The organism is Halomonas caseinilytica (assembly GCF_001662285.1).
GTDB classification, from domain to species: Bacteria; Pseudomonadota; Gammaproteobacteria; order Pseudomonadales; family Halomonadaceae; genus Halomonas; species Halomonas caseinilytica.
The window spans coordinates 140,388-162,947 of the sequence record NZ_BDEO01000001.1; the positions used below are offsets into that span (position 1 = coordinate 140,388).

Here is a 22,560-nt window from a genome sequence, read left to right on the forward strand (position 1 = left end):
GGTTGAGCATTCCTGGCACGGGGCTTGCTAGATAACCGGTGACCAGGATGGATCAAGGGTGATCCGTTCATCGGCAAAGACGCCCACCGCTTCTCCGCAGCTTCGGTTGCCGTGAGGCGGTGGGCGTCGTCGTTTCGGCAATCGTCCACGACGGGAGGATAGCGTCATGTCCAGGGCCTCAACGCAAGACGCACGCACCACATGCCCTTATTGCGGGGTCGGTTGTGGCGTGCGTGCCGAGATGCACGATGGGCGGATCATCGCCGTCGAGGGCGATGTCGAGCATCCGGCCAATCATGGCCGTTTGTGCGTCAAGGGCTCGGCACTGCACGAGACGCTCGGTGACCGGGGGCGACTCACGCGCCCGCGGCTGGATGGTGCCGAGGTCGACTGGGACACGGCCCTGGACGCCGTGGCCGAGCGCCTGGCCGAGACGCAGCGCGAGCACGGCCCAGAAGCCCTGGCCGGCTATCTCTCCGGGCAATTGCTCACCGAGGACTATTACGTCGCCAACAAGCTGTTCAAGGGTTTTCTCGGCACGCCGCATCTGGATACCAACTCGCGGCTTTGCATGGCCTCGGCGGTGGCCGCCTACAAGCGCTCGCTGGGGGCCGATGCCGTACCCTGCAACTACGAGGACCTGGAGGATGCCGAGCTGGTGGTGCTGGCGGGCTCGAACCTGGCCTGGAATCATCCGGTGTTGTTCCAGCGCCTGCGCGTCGCCAAGACGCGCAACCCCCTGCTGCGAGTGGTGGTGATCGATCCGCGCATCACCGACACCTGCGAGCTGGCCGATCTCTACCTGGGCGTGCGTCCCGGCAGCGATGCTCGCCTGTTCACCGGGCTGTTGGCCTGGATGGCCGAGCGGGGCAAGCTCGATCGCGTCTACCTGGAACGCCACACGCGCGGGGTGGAGGAAGCCCTGGCCGAGGCCCGTCAGGACGATGTCTCGGTCGAGGCCATCGCCGCCGACTGCGATGTTGACCCCGAGCGCCTGGAGACCTTCTTCTACTGGTTCGCCAGCCAGCTCCACGTGGTGACGCTGTATTCCCAGGGCATCAACCAGTCGAGCAGTGGTACCGACAAGTGCCAGGCGATCATCAATTGCCACCTGGCAGGCGGCAAGATCGGCCTGCCCGGCGCCGGTCCCTTCTCCATCACCGGCCAGCCCAATGCCATGGGAGGGCGCGAAGTGGGCGGCCTGGCCAACCAGCTGGCCGCCCATATGGATTACCATAGCCCCGGCGCCCTGGAGCGGGTGACGCGCTTCTGGAGCACCGACTCGCTCGTTCCGCATCTCCCGGAAGGGCCGGGGCACAAGGCGGTGGCGCTGTTCGAGGCCATCGAGCGCGGCGAGATCCGGGCGGTGTGGATCATGGCCACCAATCCCACGGTCAGCTTGCCCGACGCTCGTCGCGTACGCGCGGCGCTGGCCCACTGTCCGCTGGTGATCGTCTCGGAGTGCATGGCCGATACCGATCTGCTGGAGGTGGCCGACATCGTGCTGCCGGCCTCCGGCTGGTCGGAAAAGGACGGCACCGTGACCAACTCCGAGCGCCGCATCTCGCGCCAGCGCGGCCTGATGGCGCCACCGGGCGAGGCCCGTCATGACTGGTGGATCATCAGCGAAGTGGCGCGACGCCTGGGCTTCGGCGAGGCCTTCGACTATGCGCATCCGGCCGATATCTTCGTCGAACATGCGCGCCTGTCCGGCTTCGAGAACGAGGGCGACGGGCGGCGCTGCTTCGATATCTCGGCGCTGGCCGAGCTCGACCGCCAGGGCTATGACACCCTGGCACCGATCCAGTGGCCGGTAACGCGCCAGGCGCCGCGGGGAACACCACGCCTGTTCGAGGACGGTCATTTTGCCACGCCCGATGGCCGGGCTCGGCTGGTGCCGGTGTCACCACACGGCCCCGTCCAGGCCCTCGGCGAGCACCGCCGCTTTCGCCTCAACACTGGTCGGGTGCGCGACCAGTGGCACACCATGACGCGCACCGCTCGGGCGCCACGGCTGATGAACCACCGTAGCGAGCCCTTCATCGAGGTGCATCCCGAGGACGCCCGTGAGCTGGGCCTGACCGATCAGGGGCTGGCGCGACTCGAGGGCGAGGGTGGTGACTACCGGGGGCGGGTTCGCATCTCGCCGGCGCAGCGGCGCGGCGAACTGTTCGTACCAATCCACTGGAGCGATCGTTTCAGCGCCTCGGCGCTGGCCGGTGCACTGCTGGCGTCGCATGTCGATCCGCTGTCCGGTCAGCCCGAGTCGAAGCACGGCGCCGTGGCCCTGGCGGCATTACCCAGCGCCTGGGAGGCCACCCTGGTGGTCGCCGCCGATCTCGACGTGGGCGCGCGGGTGTACCGGGAGACCGGCTACTGGGCGCGGACTCCCATGGCCCATGCCGAACGCTGGCAACTGGCCGGCGCCCCTGCTGCCGCCGAGCGTGACTGGCTGGCCTGGCTGGCCGAGATCCTGCCGGTGGCGGCCTCGCTGTGGTGCGATGATCCGGCCGACGGTCGGCTGCGTGCCGCGGGCATCGAGGCGGGGCGCCTGCGCTGGTGGTTGATGGTCGGTCCGCCGGCCGAATTGCCGGGACTGGCCTGGCTCGATGAACGCTTCGCCGAAGCCGCCGAGGGCATCGCCCTGGAAGTGGGCCAGCGGCGCCGCATCCTGGCCGCCTGCGAGGACGGCGCCGCCGACGATGGCCCCCTGGTGTGCAGTTGTCATCAGGTCGGCCAGGGCGCCATCACCTCGGCGATCCGCGAGGGCGATACCAGCGTCGAGGCACTGGGCGCCCGACTGGCCTGCGGCACCCAGTGTGGTAGCTGCATTCCCGAATTGAAATCACTTATCGAAGAGGAGAGGGCCCATGCGTCTCATCCCGTCCCTGATGTCGAGCCGGCTTGAGGGCATCCTGCGCCCCGTGGATTCGCTGGCGCGTGTGGCCCTCTCATGGTGGGAGTCCTGGCGCCCGTGGCGCGATGCGTACAATGCTGCGGGGCGTCGTCATGGTCACCGGACCGGCCGGGTGTTTCTGGTTGGTGCCGGCAGCGGCGATGTCGAACTGCTGACTCTCAAGGCCGCCCGACTGCTGCGCGACGCCGATGCCGTGGTCTACGATCGCCTGGTGGGCGACGAGATTCTGTCTCTGATTCCCGCCGGACGCGAGCGCTACTACGTGGGCAAGGCGCGGGGGCAGCACAGTGTCGCCCAGGCCGAGATCGGTGCGCTGATGGTGCGCCTGGCCGGCGAGGGCAAGCGGGTCGTCAGGCTGAAGGGTGGCGACCCCGGCATCTTCGGGCGCATGGGCGAGGAACTGGCCGCGCTGGATGCCGCGGGGGTCGACAGCGAGATCGTGCCTGGTATCACCGCTGCCTCGGCGGCCTGCGCGAGCATGGGCATTCCGCTCACCGATCGCGGCCATGCCCAGCAGCTTCGCCTGATCACCGCCCAGCAGTGTCGCGAAGGGGGCGAGCCGGACTGGTCCGCCCTGGCACGCCGCGACGAAACCCTGGTGTTCTACATGGGACTGTCCCGCGTCGAGGCCATCTGCAACGGCCTGCGCGGCGCCGGGCTGCCCGACGACTGGCCGATCATGCTGGTCGCCAATGCCAGCCTGCCCGGGCAGGAGGCGCTCGTCGGCACCCTGGCCGACATGTCCGAACGGCTTGCCGCCCATCCGCTGCCGTCGCCCTGCCTGATCATCGTGGGTAGCGTGGTGCGCCTCGCCGAGGCGCGCCGGCTGGTCGACACGGCGATGATGCACCGCGAGGATGCCGCCTACCACTGACGCGATTGCTCGCCGGGGGTCACGCGCGGGTCGAGCAGTCGCCAGTAGGTGAGCAAGGGATGATCGGCCGGAAGCCGGGCGTTCAGTTCACCATGACCGCCAAGCAGCGAGTGAGTCGCACGTAGCCGCACATCTTCTGGCTCGCCGAGCGTGAAGTGCCACGCATCCTGGCCCTGGGCGCAGGCGAGGCTCAAGGTCGCCCGTTCCAGGGGAACGATCTCGGGGGCCTTCAATTGCAGGGAGGGGCCGGTGAGCTGCCCCTCGGCTGCCAGGCAACCGCCCGGGCCCATCCGGCCCTCCAATTGTCCTTCCAGCCTGCCGTCGAGGCCGATGCCGGAGCCCACCGGCAGCGCCGAGGTATCGAGGGCCGCGAGATCCCCTCCCTCGAGCCGCCAGGCCACGCTCAGACCCTCCAGTCGCGCGTCGAGCGCCCAGCCGTCGCCGATGCCCAGGTGCAGTTCAGGGCGCCAGCCATCCAGTCCCAGGTGCCAGTTCAGCGGTTCGAATCTCAGGGGCCAGCCGGGGCGGGGCTCGAAGATCAGCGCCGTGGCCCGGCCATCCAGCAGCCGACCGCGCGGCTCTTCCAGGTCGACTCCCTCGGGGAGGTTGGCCGCGATGAGGCCTGACAGGGCGCCGAGCGGCAGGGTGAACAGCAGGGTCAGACAGAAAATGCCGATGATGAGGATGGCCTGGGCCGCCCGGCCGATGTAGCGCTTCATGGCGTGGCCTCATCCTGTTTGGCGATGGGCTGGCGCTCGAGCTCCGCCACCAGGGTCATCTCCAGCGCCAGGCCGCCGTCCGATTCCCGTGCCAGCGACCATTCGGTGGTCCACCAGCCATGCTGCGCCGCCCAGCGGGCGAAGGTCGTGACGGTCTGTGGCTGTGGCACTCGCCCCTGAAGGCGCAGGCCATGGGCTTGCGATTCCAAGCGCGGCGCGTCGATGCCGTGGCGTTCGGCGGCGGCCAGCCAGCGTTCCTGCGCCAGTGGCTGGATGGCCGGAAGGCGGGAGGAGGCCGCCGGCGGTGGAGCAGCGTCGGTAATGTCGATAGCGCCCAGCCGCGAGATGGCCAGATAGCCGAGCAGCAGAACAATGATGCCGGCGCCGATGGCCAGGGTCCGGCGCTCCCTGGGTTCGCGAGACAGCCAGGCCTGTTGCAGTGGCGAGAGCAGGGATATCAACGCACTCATGGTGTTTGTCCCCCTTGTTCGGTAGCGGACAGGTCGAGTTCCAGGGTCAGTTGCGTCGGCGTATCGGTGAGTTGCCCCAAGCCGGCGAGCCGGGAGCGCAGGGCCTCCCGTTCGGTTGCGCTCAGCGCCTCCGAGGACCAGCTCAGGCGCATCCGTTGGCCCGAGACCTCAAGCTGTTGCAGCCGGGCTTGGTTGGGCAGGTCACTCAGGGCGGCCAGCCGTTGCTCGATGTGAGCGCGGCGTTGGGCCAGGTCGGCCAGGGCCGAGGTCCGTTCTGCCAGGCGCCGGCTGGCGTCGTCCGCACTGGCGGGCGTTGATATGAAGCGGGCAGCCAATTGCCGCTCGGCCGCTTCACGGGTGGATTGCTGGCCTTGCCAGGCGACGAGCCCGCCATGCAGCAGGAGCAGTGCCACGATCAGTCCACAGCGGCGCAGCGGCAGCCAGGCCCTCGCGCCTGCGAGCGAGATCGGCAGACGACGGCTGGATCTGCCCCGGCCCGACTGCGGTGCGAGGCGTGGCAAGCGATGGGGCAGGTGACGACCGAGGAACGCCAGCCAGGCCAGGGTGTCTTCGTCGTCGAGGGGCTGGTACCACTCGCGTTTGGTCAGGGGCGGGGGCAAAGGCGCCTGGCGTGGCCAGGTCAGCCAATGGCAGCGTCCCGGCGTCTTGTCCTGTGTGGTGTCATGCCAGCGCAGCATCCAGTCGTCACCGGTCGGTAGCGCACAGATGGCATGCTCGGGGGGATCGGGCTGTCCCAGGAAGGCCGGCGCCCAGGCCATGGGGGCCAGTCCGGCTCGGGCCAGCGTGGTCTGCCAGCCGTGCAGTAGCGAGCGCGAGACGCCGACCAGTATCAGGCGACCCTGGCGATGGCCGAGTCGTTCCAGAACCAGAGGCTCGTCATTGCCCGGGTCGCAGCGGTGCCGGTCAACCAGCAATGGCCACTCGTCTCGCTTGATGCCTTTGGGCGCGGTGAGCTCGAATCGGGTGACCGAGGCCGGTGGCAGCACCAGAACCGGGTCGTGACCGGCCGATGTCATGGCATCACTCAAGGGCTCGCCCGGTGTCCAGTGGCCGCCTGTCGGTGGTGTCATCTCGTCGACCAGGGTCCAGCACCAGGGGCCCTCAGGATCCTGGATCGCGCCGGGGGGCATCAGCAGCAACCGGGGCCGGGGCAACTGGCGGCCGCGTTGAATGCGAGGGAGTCGTCTCGGCATCGCTATCATGAAGACTCCTCGGGTGCAGGTGTCGGGAAAGGAGGAGGAAGAGCGTCACCGCGATGGCGCTGCAGGACCCGGACCCGGGCGGCGGGGGCCCGGGGTTGCCAGGGGCTCACCCCTTCGGCTTGGAGCAGTCGCACATAGCGGTACTGGCGGTCGCCTATCTCGACCCGGATATGCAGGCGCAGCAGGTCCGGCGTCAGGGTCAGGCGACGGGCGAGTTCGTCGAAGTCGTCGGGATTGCCCAGGGCGCGGCGCACGGCATCGATGCCCTGGTAGCCGGCCGCGGGGCGCGATCTCAGCAGGTGCTCGAGCCGGCCACGTGGAACTTGGCCCTCGAGCAAGGCATCGAGCAAGGCGATCCGTTCGGCGGACAGGCTGTTGAGATTGAGGGTTATGGGGCCGGTATCCGGGTAGGCACAGAGTCCTGCCGGCAGGTGCCGCGCGCGGCGGCTGTCGAGCGGTGCCAGCCAGTTGACCTCGCTGATGTCGGTGAGGGGGGCATTGGCGGCGGTGCGTGGCCCGAGGCCGGGACGGACGTCATCGGCGTAGTCGGGACCGTCGAGGCTGCCGGAGCGGGCCACGCCGTCGGGGTCTATCCAGTCAATCAATCGGGAAAGGAAGGCACGGGTCGAAAGCCCTGCCACGGAGCGTACCTGTTGATCGAGGTAATAGGTCAACTGGCGTGCGGCCAGCGCCGTATCGCCGGCTAGCGCATTGAGATTGAGGCAGCCGCGCAGGTCCTCGACGTTGAGGTGAATCTGGCCATGATCGGTGGGGTAGGACAGCGAGCGCCCGCTCAGGCTTTGCCACCACAGGCCCGCCTGGCGTACGGCAGCGTCGGTCAAGGCTCGGCGGGCGATTACCTCGGCGCCTTGCGCATAGAAGTCGGCCTGGGTCTGCGCCTGCAGCTCGCTCAGGCGGGCCAGGTCTCGGGAGCCCTGTTCGCTCAGGCTCGTCAGGGTCAGGCTGATCAGTGCCAGGCACAGCAGCACCATCAGCAGGGCGGCGCCGTCCTGTCGTGTCGTGGCGGGGAACCGGAGCTTCATGGTTGAACCTCCGGCAGTCGCACGATGACGTCGTGTTCTCGGCCATGACGCTGCCAGCGCAAGCGCAATCCACGTACCGTCCGAGCGTTGGCGGTGGTCGGCGTCTGACGCCACTGACCATGTTCATGAAAGGCGATCTCGACGGTCTCGATGCCGGTCAGCCGGGCCTCCCTCTGCCACTGCGGCGTGTTCAGGGCATCGAGCAGACCGGCGGAGGCCAGTTGCAGCTCGCCGCGCTCGAGATCCCAGCTCAGGCGCTGGCGGCGCAAGCGACTGACGCGGTCGCCCAGCGCGACAGGCTCGCCGACCAGCGCGACCCATTCCAGCACGCCCGGTTCGGGGCGGTAGTCGAGTCGATGGTTGAGCAGTGGTTGCCCGCCTTCATGCAGGGAGCGGCTCACCAGGGCCTGGAGGCGGTCTTCCAGACGGCGGGCGAAGCGCATGTCCTGGCGCTCGTCGGGCGGGGTGGCGAAGCGTTCCTCGGTGCTGACCAGGCCATTGACCAGCCCCGCCACGGCGACGCCGATCAGGGCCGTCAGGGCGATGGCGATGACCACCTCGAGCAGCGTGAAGCCGGCCTGGCGATGCTCGTTCATGGGCCGATTCACGCTCATGGCGCCAGGAACACCGTGAAGTCGAGGCTGTGCGGCGCCGGCAAGGGCTCGCTGGCCACGCTCAGAGTGCCGCGGCGCAACTGCTTGACCGGCGTGCTGACCACTTCCAGGCGCCAATGGCAGTCATTGCCGGTCAAGTGCCGCCGTCCTTCATGGGTACCCACGCTCGGCCAGTAGCCGGCGAGACGGAACTCGTTGTTCAGGGCGCGGGCGCACATCACCAGCGGCAATCGCTCGCGTTCCAGCTGAGCCGTGCGGGTTCGCTGATGCACGCCCTGACTGACCATGGCGGCGATCAGCGCCAGGATGAACAGTGCCACCATGACCTCGAGCAGCGTGAAGCCGTCAGCGTTGCGGGACTCAGCCATTGTCGCGCTCCGTGGCGTGCGTCGTCTCTCCCGCCGTGGCGTCGCGTATCCCCAGCAGGTCGATGACCAGGTGACGGTGTCGCTCGTCTGCGCTCAGCTCGAGGCGACCGCCCAGTACCTCGCCATCCGGCCACCAGATGAGCCAGGGGGTCGCGGGAGAGATGGGAGAGACGGGATGACGCCGCAGGGCGATGTCGAGCTGCCAGCGTCTTGGCGGCAGTGACGGCGTCTCGAGACGCTCCCAGGTGGTGTCGCCCGGTTCGCGGGTCACGAACGCGTATCCCGTGTCGCTGGGCCGCAGGCCGATGGCTCGTTGCTGTTCCATGGCCTGGATGGCAGCCCGTTCGAGGTCGATGCGCAGCCGCTCCCGGGCGCTGTCGAGGCTCGGTTCGCTACCGCCTTCCAGCCAGGCCACGCTGAGCCCGGTCAGCGCGGCAATGATCGTCATCACGATCAACACTTCCAGCAGGCTGAAGCCCGACTGGTCGCCGGCCTGGCAATGCCGTGACGGGCGCTGGTGCATGGCAACCGGACTCAAGAGCGATGTCCTCCTCGGGCTTAGAGCATCCAGTTGCCGATATCGGCATCGTTGCCTTCGCCCCCGGGCTTTCGGTCGGCGCCCAGGCTGAAGACATCGAAGCGGCCGTGTTCGCCGGGGCTGCGGTAGTCGTAGGGATGGCCCCAGGGATCGTCCGGCAGTCGACGCACATAGCCTTCCTGTCGGTAGTTGGTCGGCAGCGGTTCCTGGCGAGGTGCCTCGACCAGCGCCTGGAGCCCCTGGTCGGTTGTGGGGTAGCGGTGGTTGTCGAGGCGGTACATGTCGAGGGCCTGTTCCAGGGTGGCGATATCGGCCTTGGCTTTCTGTTGCATGGCCTTGTCCTGGTTGCTGAGCACATTGGGCGCGACGATGGCGACCAGCAGACCGAGGATGAAGATCACGACCATGATCTCGAGCAGGGTGAAGCCGGCCTGGGCGTTGGGGGAATGGCGTGACGGTGTCATGGGATGCCTCCGGGTGGGTGGTGGAACGATGTCTGACTAGATCGCCATGGCGCTGTTGAGACTCATGATCGGCAGCAGGATGGCCAGGACGATGGTGAGAACGACGCCGCCCATGACCAGAATGATCAGGGGCTCGAAGAGTGCCAGCGCCATGTCGATGCGTCGCGAGAAGGTGCTTTCCTGGGTCGTGGCGATGCGCTCCAGCATCTCGCCGAGGCGGCCGCTGGATTCGCCGCTGGCGACCATGTGCAGTAGGGTCGGGGAGAAGCGTCCGGTGTCGGCCAGGGCGCGATGCAGGCTGATCCCGCTGGTGACGGCGTCCTCGACCTCGCCGAGATGCTGGCGCAGGCAGGCATTGGCCAGGGTGTCGCGGCTGACCCGCAAGGCATCGACCAGCGGGATGCCGCTCAGGGTGAGAATCGCCAGGGTGCGCGTCAGGCGGGCGCTGTCGAGCAGCAGCAGGAGCTCGCCCAGGCGCGGCAGCCTCAGCAGGCGGCGGTCGACGCTCAGGCGGATGGCGGGGCGGCGCAAGGCTCGGGCGACGATCGGGCCGACGATCAGCAGGACGACCAGCAGCCAGGGGCCGGCACGCTGCATGAGGTCGGCCAGGGCGATCAGGGTGCTGGTCAGCCACGGCAGGGTCATGTCGGAGCGCTCGAACTGGGCGGCGAGGCGCGGTACGACATAGGTCATCAGGCCGCTGACCACGCCGACCGAGACCAGTATCAGAACCAGCGGATAGATCAGCGCGCCCTTGGCCTTCTGGCGTTGCCGCTGACTGCGTTCGAGATGATCCGCCAGGCGCTCGAGCACCTGAGGCAACTGGCCGGCGCGCTCTCCCGCGGCGACCAGGGCCACGTAGAGCGGGTCGAAGCTGGCCGGGTGCGCCTTGAGGCTGTCGGCCAGGCTGTACCCCTCGCGAATCCGGTTGACCAGCGAGAGCAGCAACACGCGTGCCGTTTCGCGGTCGGCCTGAGTGGCGAGTGCCTCCAGGGCCTGGCCGACAGGAATGCCGGCATCGATCAGGGTGGCCAACTGACGCGTCAGCAGCGTCAGGCGTTCGGTATCGAGACGCTGGCCTCGCCGGCGTTGTCGAGCCCCCCGCACTTCTTGCAGGCGACGGGCAAACAGGCCCCTGTCGGAAAGCAGCTCGCGGGCATGGGGCTCGTTCTCGGCCTGGATGACGTCGCGCCGGCGGCGTCCCTCGGCATCCAGCGCCAGGTAGCGATAGGTCGGCATCAGCGGGCGCTCCTCCGATCGGCGGTGAAGGCTCCGGTGGTGAAGATGTCATTGGTGGATGGCACGCAGTACCTCCTCGAGGCTGGTGTCGCCATCGGTGAGGCGTTCCAGGGCCGCATCGGCCAGCGATCCGGCCTGCTGGAAGGCCTGGCGGGCCAGCTCGGCTTCGCTGGCGCCGTCGTGGATCATGGCGGCCAGGGTGTCGTCGATGGCGATGAACTCGTAGAGCCCCAGGCGTCCTCGGTAGCCGGTCTGGTCGCAGGCGTCGCAGCCGCCCGGTTCGGCAAGGCGGGCGAGGGTTTCGAGCCCCTGGAACTGTCGGCACTCGGCGTCAGTGGGGGAGCGCCAGCGGCGGCAGTCGGGGCACAGTCGACGGACCAGGCGTTGCGCCATGACGCCCTTGAGGCTGGTGGCCAGCAGGAAGGGCTCTATGCCCATGTCGCGCAGTCGGGCGATGGCGCCGAGGGCACTGTTGGTGTGCAGCGTCGAGAGCACGAGGTGGCCCGTCAGGCTCGATTGCACAGCGGTCGCGGCGGTTTCCAGGTCGCGGATCTCGCCGATCATGATGACATCGGGATCCTGGCGCAAAATGGCGCGCAGCCCGCGGGCGAAGGTGACGCCGGCATGCGGGTTGACCGGCGTCTGGCCAATGCCGGGCAGGGCGTACTCCACCGGATCCTCGACGGTGAGAATGTTGCGCCGGCGATCGTTGAGTGCGGTCAGGCTGGCGTAGAGGGTGGTGGTCTTGCCCGAGCCGGTGGGACCGGTGTTGAGCAGGATGCCATTGGGCCGCGCCAGTGCGCGGCGATAGGCGGCGAGGGTCGCGGGCGGCATGCCGATGCCATCGAGCGACAATTGGGCGGCCTGCTTGTCGAGCAGGCGCATCACGACTCGCTCGCCGTGAATGCCGGGCAGGGTCGAGACGCGAATGTCCACCGGGCGTCCGGCGGCACGCACGGTGATGCGGCCATCCTGGGGCTGGCGCTTTTCGGCGATGTCGAGCCCGGCCATGACCTTGATGCGCGAGATCAGCATCGGAGCCAGCACACGTGGTGGGGAGAGAATCTCGCGCATGGCGCCGTCGACCCTCAGGCGCACGATCAGCTCGCGCTCGAAGGGTTCGACGTGGATATCCGAGGCACTCAGGCGCAGCGCCTCGGAAAAGATGCCATTGATCAGCCGGATTACCGGGGCCTCGCTTTCGGCATCCATCAGGTCTTCGGTGTGCGGCAACTCCTGCATCAGGCCGTCGAGGTCGACGTGTTCGGCGAGCCCCTCGATCAGGCGGTTGTTGGTCTCGCGCTGGGCATCGTAGAGACGCCCCAGGCGGCCGGTGTAGGCCTCGCTGTCGAGCCATTCGATCGCTGCCGGAGGGCCGTGGCTGCGACGCAGCTCCTGGAGAATCAAGGGGTCGGCGTCGAGTCGGGCCAGCAGGTGGTACCCCTCGGCCTGCCAGTCGATGGCCACGCCGCTGCGCTGGGCCAGTCGATACGGCATGAGACGAGCGGTGGTCTCGGTCTGCGGAGCGTTCATTGCGCCAGGCTCCCCAGGCGGCTGCGCGCCGATGGATACAGCGCCTGCAGGCTGTTGCCGGACGTCGAGGACCCTGACACCGGCGTGGTGGAGGCCGGGGGCAGTTCCGGCAGGGCCTGATCGCTCGGCAGGTTCGCCCTGAGCATGTGTTGTCGCATTCTCGAGTACTGCTGGCGGGCCATCTGCTGGGTCTGCGGGGCATCACGCAGCACGCGGGCGCGGATAAAGACCATCAGGTTGCGCTTGTCCTGGGTATCGCGGTCGTAACGGAAGAGGCGGCCGACGCCGGGAATGTCGCCCAGCAGCGGCACTTTCTGTTCGGCATTGGCATTCTCGTCGCTGATCAAGCCACCCAGGACGATGATGCCGCCGTTCTGGGTCAGCACGGTGGTCTCGATCTCACGCTTGTTGGTGACCACGTCGCTGGCTTCGACCCCTTCGTCGATGGAGGAGACTTCCTGGACGATTGCCAGCCGAATGCTGCCGTCGGCACCGATGGTGGGGCGGATGTTCAGCTTGACGCCGACATCCTCGCGCTGAATGGTCTGGAAGGGATTGGTGTTATCGACGGTGGTGGAGCCGGTGACGAAGGGGACTTCCTGGCCGACCAGGATCGAGGCTTCCTCGTTGTCCAGGGTCGTCAGCGAAGGTGTCGACAACAGGTTTGTCTGGGTATCGCTGCGCAGGGCATTGAGCAGCATCGCAAAACTGATGCCGCCCGAGGAGAGTTGCCCCACGCCGGTGGTGATGCCGTTGAGGTTACCGAGCAGGGAACCCAGGGCTGAGGCGTCCTGGCTGGCCGCCGCGGCGGCGATCTGGTTGATGCCCGGGGACGAGGCGGACGCGAAGTTGACGCCACCTGCCGGGACAGTGCCTTCGCCGCTGATATCGCCGAACAGCCATTGCACGCCGAGCTCCTTGGCGCGGCTTTCGGTGATTTCGGCAATGATCGCTTCGACCGCTACCTGGGCGCGGCGCGTGTCGAGGCGCGAGACGAGTTCTCGATAGCCCTCGAGGGCGCTGGGCGGACCACTCAGGACCAGGGCGTTGCTGGAGGGGTGTACGGCGAAGGCAACGCCATCGAGTCCGCTGCCCGATGGCGTTGCCGGCAGTGACTGGCTCCCGGCCTGGCTTTCGGTAGCGTCGGCGGCTTCGCTCCCTGTGCTCCCATTTCGGGGCGGTATCGCCCGCGATCCGCTGGCGCTGCTGGCCAGATCGCCCAGGACATCGGCGACATCGGCGGCATCGGCATGGCTGAGGGGAATGACCGCCGTGGTGGTGTCGTGATCCTGGGGGTTATCCAGGCGTTCGATCAGCGTCGCGACCTGGCGGCGTTGGCGGCGAGTGCCGAAAGCCACCACGGCATTGGCGCGGGCATCGGCGACCACGGTGGCCGTGTTGCCGCTATCGTCCAGCACGTCATCGAGTGTCTGGACCAGGTGCTTGGCATTGGCATGGGCGATCGGGAAGACCTCGGTGTCGGCCTGGCGGTAACCGTCAAGGCGTTCGGTGAGCCGTTTCAGGCGACCGAGATTGGCCTTCCAGTCGGTCACGACGACGGAGCGACTGCCGGGGTTGGGCGTCAGGGTGCCGACGTTGGCATCGATGAGCGGCTCGAGGATGCCGGCCAGTTCCTCGGCCTCGAGGTTTTCGGTGTGCAGGACGTCGGTGGCGATCTCGTTGCCCTGGGCATCTTCCAGGCCGACCGGCAGGGGCTGGGTGCGTGCCACCTGCTCCGGCACGATGCGCACGCGGTTGTCGGGCAGCCGGACGGTGGCGTAGCCGTGGTTCTGCAGGGTGTCCTGGAAAAGTCCGTAGAGTTCCTCGGCGGTGACCGGCCTGGGGCTTTCCACCGAGAGGGTGCCGCGTACCCGGGGATCGATGACGAAATCGGTGCCCGTGATGTCGCCGACGCCGGCCGCAAACTCGGCGATGCTGACGTCCTTGAAGCTGACGCCATAGACCGGAGCCGGGTCAGTCTGGGCCTGCAGGGAGGCCGAGGGCAACGCCATGCACAGTAGCAGGGCCAGGCGTATGGCCGGGGCGGGCAACAGGCTGTGTCGAGTGGGCGTCGTGACGGTCATGAAAAGCTCCGGATGGGGCATCAAGGCGCGTTCAGCAGCCGAATGCCGGTGGTCTTGGCGTCGTTGTCGTCAGATGCGCGCAGGCGTTCGCGACGACCGTCGTTGTCGAGGATCAGTCCTTGTTCGTCGATGCCCGCCAGCCTCACCCCTTCCATGATGATGTCGCCTGGGCGGACGGCGACCTGGCCGCCTGGCGTGGCCACCACCACCAGGCTGTGGCCGAGCGGGGTGGTACGGAAACTGCCGACGAGGCTCAGGGGCAGTCGGGTATCGTCGAGTCCGCTGGCAGGGCGATGGTCCGCCTGCCAGAGTCGCGAGGCGACGATCGGCAGTGGCGCTGACGAGGACAGCGGCGTCTCGTTGTCCCGAGCGGCCGGCGCGGGCTGGCCCAGCGCGACCACGTCGGCGATGACCAGTGCGGTGAGCCAGGCCAGCAGCATGTTGCTCAGCAGGCCGAGCCAGCGCCGGGAACGCTCCTGTCGGCTGGCGTCGCTCATGAGGTCGGGCGTTGCTCGGGATGCCAGCCGGGATGGCCCTCGACAAAACTGAGTTCGGCGCCGGGCCGCGGTGGCAAGCTGGCAAGGCCGGTGCTCGACAAGTATTCCTCCAGTAATTGCCAGAGTGGCGGGCCAGCCTGGGACGAAGCCTCGGGTAGCCAGGTCACGACCGGGCCCTGGACGCGACCTTGCAGCTTGATGCGCTGTCCGGTCTCGCGGCTGTAACGACAGCGCCAGCCGATGCCGGCCAGGCGTGGCAGGTCCTGGCTGGTATCGAGCAGCATGGGGGTGCCGAAGCAGGCATCGGCCGCGCGTTCGAGCAGGCCGTGCAAGGCGGCGTTGTCGGCATCTCGGCGGGTGATGGCACCGGGGTGCCCGCCACTCAGGGTCAGCAGGTGATCTCGGGTGATGGCCTCGCCCGGTGCCACACGGCGGTCGTGGCGCAGGCCCGGCGCCAGAGCGATGGCTTGCTCGCCGGCGCTTTCGCGCAGTGCCGAGACGATCAGGGCATCCCAACTGCCGCCGGTGGTGTCGCGTCGCCATAACCAGTCGGGCGCGATGGTCAGGGGGCGGTCCAGCCAGTCGCTGTAAGGGGCACGCAGGGTGCGTAACTGGTGCTGCTGTTCGGCAAGTTGGGCGGCGACGTCGGCATCGCGTGGCGACGGGTCGGCGAGCACGAAGCGGGATTCGAAATGCCACCTGCCATGTCGGGCATGGCAGGCGATTTGGAAGACTCCCATTGCCCTGCTACCGGGAAAGCAGAGTGGCACGGTGTCGCCGCCGTGTCTTTCCACCTCGACCAGGGTCGGCCAGAAGTCCTGGCCGCGAGCGGCGACGATCAGGTCGGCGGCATCGAGCCGTTCGGCCAACCAACGGGCCGGGCCACTGCCGGTGTCGGCCAGGATGATCACCAGGTCGGCCTGTTCGCGTGCCGACTGGCTGGCGGTCCGGATGGCGTGGAACCAGTCATCCAGGTTGCGAGGCTCATCCGTGGCGTGGGGGTCGCTGGCGCCGACCACAGCCAAGCGTGCGCCACCGCGCTCGAACAGCGTGAAGTCGGTCACCAGGCCTTCGGGGTTGCGGTCGTCGTCCAGGCAGCCGACGACCGGTCGCGCAAAGCGGCGGTAGAGACCCGCGATGCGATCCGGCCAGAGGTGGCGCTCGTCGCTGCTGACTCGCACGTCGGCATCCAGCCATTGGCTGAGGGTCACGCCCGAGTCGCCCTGGGTCAGGTAACCCAGGCCGCCGCCATTCCAGCATTGCCCGTTTTCCAGCGTCAGGAGGCTGTCTGCCGGCAGGCGGCGACGCAAGTCCCAGAGCGTGGCGGCCAGGGCGCTGCTGCCTCCGACTGGCCGTTGTGCGAGGGCAGGTCGGGTCAAGGCGCGCGTGGCATCGGTGGTGATACCCGACAAGCTCTCCAGACTCCGCCCCGTGGCCCATGGTGCCTTCCCCAGTGCCGCGGCGGGGCCCAGACGGGTCGCGGGCGTGGCCGGGTATTCCGGTTGATGGGCATCGAGCACATCGGCATAGAGCAACAGGGTAGGGCCACTCTGGTCCGGTAGGCCGTGGCGAGGAGCGCTGGCACCGGATCGGGAGATCCCCGTGGCACAGCCGCTCAATCCCGAGGCGGCCAGAGCGCCGCCGAGTCCCAGGAAGCGCCGTCGAAAATGACCATGGTCACTCAGTGTCGCAGGAGAGGCATCTTGAAGGGCCGATGGATGAGAAGGAGAGCGATGTTCCTGTGAAGAGTCGGTCATAATGTCGTTCAATCGGAGCCTTTTCCGCCACGGCGCTCGGGCGGGAATTTCCATTTCTTACTTTAATCCAGGCACTTTGCGGTTTTATTGTTACATTCGCATGAAATGTGATGGCCTGGAAAAGCTTTGATGGTTCTTCCATTTGTTCGTCATTTGTTTGTCACCTATAGCCATCAACCTTCCGTGGTCGTGTGAAATGTCCGTTGTCGAAAAGCAAGGCAATATGGCAAGCGGAATCATCAAAAAAATGACGTGGAGGAGACCTGGATGAGCAAGGAAATCGAAGACCATCGCCTGTTGAACCCGAGCAATAACGAGCCATTTTCCTCGGTACTCGAGAAGCACGTATCGCGTCGTCGTGTCATGCAGGGCGGACTCGGCATGGCGGCCATGACGGTACTGGGAGGATTCGGTCTGGCCGGCTGCGATTCCAGCGATGGCGACACCTCGACCCCTGGCTCCGGGAAAACACCGTTGTCGCTGGCCTTCGATGCCGTTCGCGGTTCCCTGACGGATGCCGTCGTTGTGCCGGCCGGTTACACCGCTCAGGTGCTGATTCCCTGGGGGACGCCGCTGAACAGCCAGGCTCCATCATGGCGCGAGGACCTGAGCTTCACCCCACAGATTCAGGCCAATAGCGTTGGCATGCACCACGATGGCATGCACAACTTCGCCCTCGATGAGAACAATGCTTCCAGTAACTTCCTGCTGGCGATGAACAATGAGTACATCGACCAGGGCGCGCTCTGGGCGCCGCAGGGAGGCCCCACCAATGCTGCGGAAGGGGCTCGCCCAGCCGATGAAGTGCGCACCGAGATCAATGCTCACGGTGTCACCGTGGTCGAGGTGAAGAAAGACGGTGAGGGGCGCTGGCGTCACATCCCCAACTCTTCTTATAACCGTCGCTTCACCAGTGCCACCGAAATGGAACTGAGCGGTCCGGTGGCCGGCAGCGACTACGTCAAGACCAAGTATTCACCTGATGGCACCAGGACCCGAGGCACCAACAACAACTGTGCCAATGGTTATACGCCCTGGGGCACTTATCTGACCTGCGAGGAGAACTGGCCGGGTTACTTCATCAAGGATGCCGGTCGCGAAATGGATGACAATCGTATCGGCATTTCCGAGGGACGCGGCCGTTACGGCTGGGAAACCGCCGCCGGCGATGCGAGCGAAGTGGACGATGAGTTCGCCCGCTTCAATGCCACCCCGAGGGGAAATGCCGCCACCGACGACTATCGCAATGAGCCGCGCACCTTCGGCTACATCGTCGAGATCGATCCTTATACCGGGGCGCGTGCCGTCAAGCGCACCGCGTTGGGTCGTTTCCGCCACGAAGGCTGCTGGCCGGGCAAGCTGGTAGAAGGTGAACCGGTCGTCTTCTATTCCGGTCACGACTCGCGCAACGAGTACATCTACAAGTTCGTCTCGGATGCCGTCTGGGACCCGGCGGATGCCAACCGGCCCGGTGCCAACTATGATCGTCTGGCGCTCGGTGCCAAGTACATGGACAAGGGCACCCTCTACGTGGCCCGCTTCAATGCCGATGGTACCGGCGAGTGGTTGCCGTTGACCCCGGAGGCGAAGACGCAGGACGGTCGTACCCTGGCACAGGCCCTGGGGCTGGCAGCGGATGACCTGGCCGGTGTGATCATTCATACCTGCGATGCCGCCGACATGATGGGCGCCACGCCCATGGACCGACCGGAGTGGGGCGCCGTGGATCCGGCTTCCGGCGATGTCTACATGACGCTGACCAACAACTCCGATCGGACCGCCGAGGGCACGGCCGCGACCTATACCAATGGTGGAAGCGATATCGACGAGCTGGGCGTGGGCTATGGCACGGCGCCGACCAATGGTCCCAACCCGCGTGCCGACAACAGCGGCGGTCAGGTGATTCGCTGGCGTGAAGGCAGCGACGCGACCCGTTTCAACTGGGCCGTGTTCGTTTTCGGTGCTGCCGTCAACGATGCCGACAACTTCTCCGGCCTGACCGAGCTCAACCAGTTCGCCAGCCCCGATGGCTTGCACTACGATGATCGCGGCGATGGCCAGGGGATATTGTGGATCGAGACGGACAACGGCTACGACAATGTGGCGGATTACACCAACGACCAGGTTCTGGCGGTGGTACCGCAGAACGTCAACCAGGCCGAGGGTGATGCTGCCGTGATCGGTGGTGGCGACCAGGCGCAACTCAAGCGCTTTGCTGTGGGGCCCAACGGTTGCGAGGTGACGGGCATCTTCTTCACACCGGACAAGACGGCGATGTTCATCAACATTCAGCACCCCGGGAACTGGCCTTCCACGGAGGATGCCACCGTCGAGACGCAAGGCAGCGTACGTCCTCGCGCCTCCACGGTCGTCATTCAGCGGGAAGATGGTGGCGAGATCGGGGTGTAACGACCTGGCATGCGCTTGCGATGTACCGCACCCCCCGGCCGGAAAGGTCGGGGGGTTTTGTGTCAGGGGGTGAGGATCAGTCCCATGCTGATCCGGTCCTCGGTGTCGAAGCCAAGGCGGCGGTAGAAGTCCGCTACCTCCTCATTGCCACCTCGTATCTGCAGGTTGACCTTGACGCAGCCGAGTTCGCGCAATCGCTCGATGGCGAACTCGACCATGCGCCTGCCGAGGCCTTCTCCTTGTCGTGAATCTGCCACCGCGACGGAGTACAGCCAGCCACGATGGCCATCGTAGCCTGCCATGCAGGTCGCAATGATCTCGCCATCATCCTCGATGACATAGATGTGGTCATCCACCAGTCGTTTGGCGCGTAGCACGGCTTCGGGCGTATTGTAGCCGGTATAGTCGGGAAAGCTGGCCCGCCAGAGGGCTGCTACCCGAGGTTCATCGTCTTCGATGTATTTTCTCGGTGTCATGAGCGTGGGTCGCCGGGTATGTGATGCCTACAGTCTCGCATGCTCTGGCGTGCCGATCATGAGGTGGCGATGGGAAAAGTCTCAGATGTAGGCACCCTTGGTAAACTCGATCAGGCAGAAGCCATGTCCGAAAGGGTCGGAAAAGCTGATGCAGCGTGACCCGCGCCACTCGCGACATTCACTCTCCCGTCGGGCACCGGCGCGTTCCGCACGCCGTACCGCAGTCTCCAGATCTTCCACCACGCAGTCGAGGTGCACCGGTGTCTAGTGCCGCCTGTAGTGGCGGGGCATCGATCCTGGCGATGAGGAGGGAGTATCGGCTGCATTCTGCAGCAGATAGAGCCTCGATGAGGTCCCGGACAGTTCGGCGACATCGTCATCGAGGAAGCGGTCGAGCGTCAGGCCCAGGGCATCGTGATAGAAGTCGACGGCGGGACCCAGTTCCGGCACATCGATGTTGACCAGAAGGTGCATGGCGATCTCCTTTGGTTCAATGGAAGCGATGTGTTCCTGCGCGTCGCTCGGTCAGGGTAGAGGTTCCCGATAGCCGTGAATGCTCGATGGGATCGAGCGGGGAATTCCCCGCTCGAGAGGTGGCGAGCCCCTTACTCCTGGTCGGCCTGAAAGGCCTCGAAGACCTGCTGGCCGGTGAGATCCTGGGTGGCGTTGCCGAAGTGGTACCAACCAGGCTTCTCGTCGATGAAGATCTGCGAGTCGAAGGTCCAGGCCTCTCCGGTGTCGACCAGGCCTACCGGTACGGCATAGTGCTCGCCGGTCTTGAGCCGGTAGAACAGGTGAGTGCCGCAGTGTCGGCAGAAACCGCGTTCCGCCCAGTCCGAGGAGGCATAGATGCTGACGTGATCCTCGCCCTCGAGGGTCGCACGGCCGACCGATTCCATGGCAAGCAACGGGCCGCCGCCCCAGGTGCGGCACATCTGGCAATGGCAGGCGGCGACATTCTGGCGCTCGGCCTCGACGGAGAGCGTCACGGCGCCGCACAGACAACTGCCGCGCAGGGTCATGGCATCGTTCATGGTCATCTCCTTGGTGGCCGAGTGTCGGCCATCATGATGTTGCTACGTTCTCTCAGAGCTGTGCCAGGACCGTTTCGGCACTGCTCTGCTCCACGCCCTTGGCGTCGACGCCGAGGTATTCCACCACGCCGTCATTGGCGATCAGGGCAAAGCGCTTGCTGCGCGTGCCCATGCCGCCCGCGCTGGCATCCATCTCCAGGCCCAGGGCGCGGGCGAACTCGGCGTTGCCATCGGCCAGCATGGTGATGCGCTCGGCGTTCTGGTCCTTCTGCCAGGCATCCATCACGAAGGCGTCGTTGACGGCCATGCAGGCCACGACATCCACCTTGTCGAGCAGCTTGTCGGCGTTGACCACGAAACCCGGCATGTGCGTGTTGGAGCAGCCGGGGGTGAAGGCGCCCGGCACCGCGAACAGCACCACGCGCTTGCCGGCGAACAGCTCGCCGGTGGCGATGTCCTCCGGTCCTTGCTCGCCGTTGGTCTTGAGGGTGATGTCGGGAATGCGGTCACCGATGGCGATCGTCATTTCAGGCTCCTTTCACATTGGATGGAGACGGCGAGATGCCGTCGCACTGTGCAGGTTCCAGCATGGGCGTATATGAGTGGCTCTGCAACGTACGAGAGCGGGGATATTATCGTTGGGTTTGACGAGGGGCGCCGGGGACAAGCCGAAGAGGAGGTCCGACGCCAGGGAAGGCGTCGGTAGCGTACAGGGAGGTATTTACAGCGCCTCCTCGCAGGCTTGTCGACGGATCAGCCCCGAGCGATATGTTGCCTGGAAAGCATAAAACGCCCCCGGTGCGTTGCTGCAGCGAGGGCGTATCCGGAAAGGGCGCTATCAGCGCAGCGAGAGGGCGCCGGAGCCGCTGTTGCCGGCGGCGTCGCGATAGGCGGCGGTCTCTTCGGCCTCGACCTCGGGGGAGAAGCGCACCACCAGAGTACAGAGGGCGGCAATCACCACGGCGACGCCGAGATAGAAGAGCCCCTGCTGGTAGGAGAGCGATTCTGAACGAAACAGGAAGCCGGCCGCCACGGCCCCGGCGTTGCCACCCGCGCCGACGATACCGGCCACGGCGCCCAGCGCCTTCTTGTTGACGAAGGGCACGATGCCGAAGGTGGCGCCCTCGGCCATCTGCACGAAGAGGCTGAACACCAGCATGATGGCGATGGCCAGCGCCAGGACCTGCATCTGCGAGAAGAACATCAGGGCCACGCCTTCGCAGAGCATGGCGATGAACAGCCAGCGAACCCGCCCCTTCAGGCCACCGTTGCGGGCGAACAGGTCGGAGAAGACGCCGCCCAGGGTGCGGGCGAAGAGGTTCATCAGGCCGAACAGCCCGGCGATCAGGCCGGCAGTGGCCAGGGTCAGGTCGAAGTTGTCGAAGTAATAGATGGCGGCGATGTTGTGGATGGTCAGCTCGACCCCGAAGCAGGCGGCGTAGACCACGAACAATGCCCAGACGCGGATGTCCTTGGCAGCAGTGACGAAACTGCGGCCCATGCCATGATCCCCGCTGGCCGGCGGCAGTTCGCCACGTGCGCGAAGTTCGTCGAAATTGCCGTCGGGGGCATCCTGGGTAAAAACGTAATAGGCGATACCGCAGAGGAACAGCACCACGCCGGGCACCACCATGGCCAGACGCCAGCCCAGGGCCTCGTTGACGCCGAGCATCAGCAGGCCGGAGAAGATCAACGGCATCAGGATCTGGGTGGTACCGCCGCCCAGGTTGCCCCAGCCTGCCGAGGTGGCATTGGCGGTGCCGACCACATTGGGGGCGAACATGATCGATGTGTGGTACTGGGTGATCACGAAGGAGGCACCGATGGCGCCGATGGCCAGTCGGGCGAGGAAGAAGGCTTCGAAACTGTCGACCAGCGCGATGCTCATCACCGGCAGGGACCCCAGGCACAGCAGCCAGGTGTAGGCACGGCGCGGGCCGATGCGGTCGCAGAGCACTCCGATGGCCAGTCGCACGATCACGGTGATGGCTACCGAGGCGATGATGGTATTGCCGATCTGGGTCTTGGTCAGGCCGAGGTCATCGCGGACCACTGCCATCAGCGGGGCGATGCCGAACCAGCCGAAAAAACAGATGTGGAAGGCGAACCACGAGAAGTGGAAGGCGCGCATCTGTGGCGTCTTGAGGGTGAACAGGCGAATCCTGTTGGCCTTGTTGCGGATTTCCATGGAGTGCCTCGTCGAGTGATGGTCGAACAACACGAGCCGGGCCTTCGTCATTGAAGGTCGGGTTCGACGCACTCGTACCGCGAGGGGCCTGGTCCACGTCCACCGCTGCTTGG

At 66.4% G+C, this 22,560-nt stretch carries 22 protein-coding genes; 3 read left to right on the forward strand and 19 right to left on the reverse strand.

The window, feature by feature from the left end:
* The first annotated feature begins 166 nt into the window (after positions 1 to 166).
* Positions 167 to 2,908, forward strand: coding sequence for a nitrate reductase (locus HSDC_RS00590; RefSeq protein ID WP_064697989.1), 2,742 nt, complete (start codon positions 167 to 169; stop codon positions 2,906 to 2,908).
* Positions 2,871 to 3,791 (forward strand): uroporphyrinogen-III C-methyltransferase, encoded by a 921-nt coding sequence (gene cobA, locus HSDC_RS00595; protein WP_064697990.1) that lies wholly within the window; start codon positions 2,871 to 2,873, stop codon positions 3,789 to 3,791. The genes HSDC_RS00590 and cobA overlap by 38 nt, the downstream gene beginning before the upstream one ends.
* Here cobA and HSDC_RS00600 read toward each other — a convergent pair.
* Genes HSDC_RS00600 through HSDC_RS16815 form a run of 13 tightly spaced genes read right to left on the reverse strand, consistent with a single transcriptional unit; the run spans position 3,782 to position 16,340 of the window.
* Positions 3,782 to 4,510, reverse strand: a complete 729-nt coding sequence (locus HSDC_RS00600; RefSeq protein WP_064697991.1) for a hypothetical protein — start codon at positions 4,508 to 4,510, stop codon at positions 3,782 to 3,784. The two genes, cobA and HSDC_RS00600, sit on opposite strands and share 10 nt — an antisense overlap.
* Positions 4,507 to 4,980 carry a type II secretion system protein M gene (locus tag HSDC_RS00605; RefSeq protein ID WP_064697992.1) on the reverse strand — a complete coding sequence of 158 codons (474 nt, stop codon included), beginning with the start codon at positions 4,978 to 4,980 and terminating at the stop codon, positions 4,507 to 4,509. Before HSDC_RS00605 ends, HSDC_RS00600 begins: the two co-directional genes overlap by 4 nt.
* Positions 4,977 to 6,203, reverse strand: a complete 1,227-nt coding sequence (locus HSDC_RS00610) for a hypothetical protein (RefSeq protein WP_064697993.1) — start codon at positions 6,201 to 6,203, stop codon at positions 4,977 to 4,979. The genes HSDC_RS00605 and HSDC_RS00610 overlap by 4 nt, the downstream gene beginning before the upstream one ends.
* Positions 6,200 to 7,246, reverse strand: a complete 1,047-nt coding sequence (gspK, locus tag HSDC_RS00615) for a type II secretion system minor pseudopilin GspK (RefSeq protein WP_064697994.1) — start codon at positions 7,244 to 7,246, stop codon at positions 6,200 to 6,202. The genes HSDC_RS00610 and gspK overlap by 4 nt, the downstream gene beginning before the upstream one ends.
* On the reverse strand, positions 7,243 to 7,842 hold the full coding sequence (locus HSDC_RS00620; protein ID WP_064697995.1) for a PulJ/GspJ family protein: 600 nt from the start codon (positions 7,840 to 7,842) through the stop codon (positions 7,243 to 7,245). Before HSDC_RS00620 ends, gspK begins: the two co-directional genes overlap by 4 nt.
* A gap of 14 nt (positions 7,843 to 7,856) precedes the next feature.
* On the reverse strand, positions 7,857 to 8,228 hold the full coding sequence (gene gspI / locus HSDC_RS00625) for a type II secretion system minor pseudopilin GspI (RefSeq protein ID WP_064697996.1): 372 nt from the start codon (positions 8,226 to 8,228) through the stop codon (positions 7,857 to 7,859).
* Complete coding sequence (locus tag HSDC_RS00630) at positions 8,221 to 8,766, reverse strand: prepilin-type N-terminal cleavage/methylation domain-containing protein (RefSeq protein WP_137055153.1); 546 nt, start codon at positions 8,764 to 8,766, stop codon at positions 8,221 to 8,223. Before HSDC_RS00630 ends, gspI begins: the two co-directional genes overlap by 8 nt.
* A gap of 20 nt (positions 8,767 to 8,786) precedes the next feature.
* Complete coding sequence (gene gspG / locus HSDC_RS00635) at positions 8,787 to 9,230, reverse strand: type II secretion system major pseudopilin GspG (RefSeq protein ID WP_064697998.1); 444 nt, start codon at positions 9,228 to 9,230, stop codon at positions 8,787 to 8,789.
* 36 nt (positions 9,231 to 9,266) lie between these two features.
* Positions 9,267 to 10,469 carry a type II secretion system inner membrane protein GspF gene (gene gspF, locus HSDC_RS00640; protein WP_064697999.1) on the reverse strand — a complete coding sequence of 401 codons (1,203 nt, stop codon included), beginning with the start codon at positions 10,467 to 10,469 and terminating at the stop codon, positions 9,267 to 9,269.
* Positions 10,470 to 10,517: 48 nt separating this feature from the next.
* On the reverse strand, positions 10,518 to 12,002 hold the full coding sequence (locus tag HSDC_RS00645) for a GspE/PulE family protein (protein ID WP_064698000.1): 1,485 nt from the start codon (positions 12,000 to 12,002) through the stop codon (positions 10,518 to 10,520).
* The gene (gspD, locus tag HSDC_RS00650; protein ID WP_064698001.1) at positions 11,999 to 14,086 is read right to left on the reverse strand and encodes a type II secretion system secretin GspD; all 2,088 of its coding nucleotides are present in this window, start codon (positions 14,084 to 14,086) and stop codon (positions 11,999 to 12,001) included. Before gspD ends, HSDC_RS00645 begins: the two co-directional genes overlap by 4 nt.
* 20 nt (positions 14,087 to 14,106) lie before the next feature.
* On the reverse strand, positions 14,107 to 14,583 hold the full coding sequence (locus HSDC_RS16810) for a type II secretion system protein N (RefSeq protein ID WP_064698002.1): 477 nt from the start codon (positions 14,581 to 14,583) through the stop codon (positions 14,107 to 14,109).
* The gene (locus tag HSDC_RS16815; protein WP_170862747.1) at positions 14,580 to 16,340 is read right to left on the reverse strand and encodes a bifunctional UDP-sugar hydrolase/5'-nucleotidase; all 1,761 of its coding nucleotides are present in this window, start codon (positions 16,338 to 16,340) and stop codon (positions 14,580 to 14,582) included. The genes HSDC_RS16810 and HSDC_RS16815 overlap by 4 nt, the downstream gene beginning before the upstream one ends.
* 267 nt (positions 16,341 to 16,607) lie before the next feature.
* Here HSDC_RS16815 and HSDC_RS00665 point away from each other — a divergent pair, with 267 nt between their 5' ends.
* A complete protein-coding gene (locus HSDC_RS00665) occupies positions 16,608 to 18,749 on the forward strand; it encodes a PhoX family protein (RefSeq protein WP_064698003.1) in 2,142 nt (713 codons plus the stop codon).
* Between the two features lie 62 nt (positions 18,750 to 18,811).
* Here HSDC_RS00665 and HSDC_RS00670 read toward each other — a convergent pair whose 3' ends face one another.
* From HSDC_RS00670 to HSDC_RS00690, 6 genes are all read right to left on the reverse strand, one after another.
* On the reverse strand, positions 18,812 to 19,225 hold the full coding sequence (locus tag HSDC_RS00670; protein ID WP_064698004.1) for a GNAT family N-acetyltransferase: 414 nt from the start codon (positions 19,223 to 19,225) through the stop codon (positions 18,812 to 18,814).
* An 81-nt stretch (positions 19,226 to 19,306) separates the two neighbouring features.
* Entirely contained in the window at positions 19,307 to 19,483 is a 177-nt protein-coding gene (locus HSDC_RS17065) for a VOC family protein (protein WP_170862748.1), read from the reverse strand.
* A gap of 6 nt (positions 19,484 to 19,489) precedes the next feature.
* The gene (locus HSDC_RS16300) at positions 19,490 to 19,699 is read right to left on the reverse strand and encodes a VOC family protein (RefSeq protein WP_082919901.1); all 210 of its coding nucleotides are present in this window, start codon (positions 19,697 to 19,699) and stop codon (positions 19,490 to 19,492) included.
* Between the two features lie 131 nt (positions 19,700 to 19,830).
* Positions 19,831 to 20,259 (reverse strand): GFA family protein, encoded by a 429-nt coding sequence (locus HSDC_RS00680; RefSeq protein ID WP_064698005.1) that lies wholly within the window; start codon positions 20,257 to 20,259, stop codon positions 19,831 to 19,833.
* A 52-nt stretch (positions 20,260 to 20,311) separates the two neighbouring features.
* A complete protein-coding gene (locus HSDC_RS00685) occupies positions 20,312 to 20,785 on the reverse strand; it encodes a peroxiredoxin (protein WP_064698006.1) in 474 nt (157 codons plus the stop codon).
* 312 nt (positions 20,786 to 21,097) lie between these two features.
* Complete coding sequence (locus HSDC_RS00690; protein ID WP_064698007.1) at positions 21,098 to 22,447, reverse strand: MFS transporter; 1,350 nt, start codon at positions 22,445 to 22,447, stop codon at positions 21,098 to 21,100.
* Positions 22,448 to 22,560 lie beyond the last annotated feature (113 nt).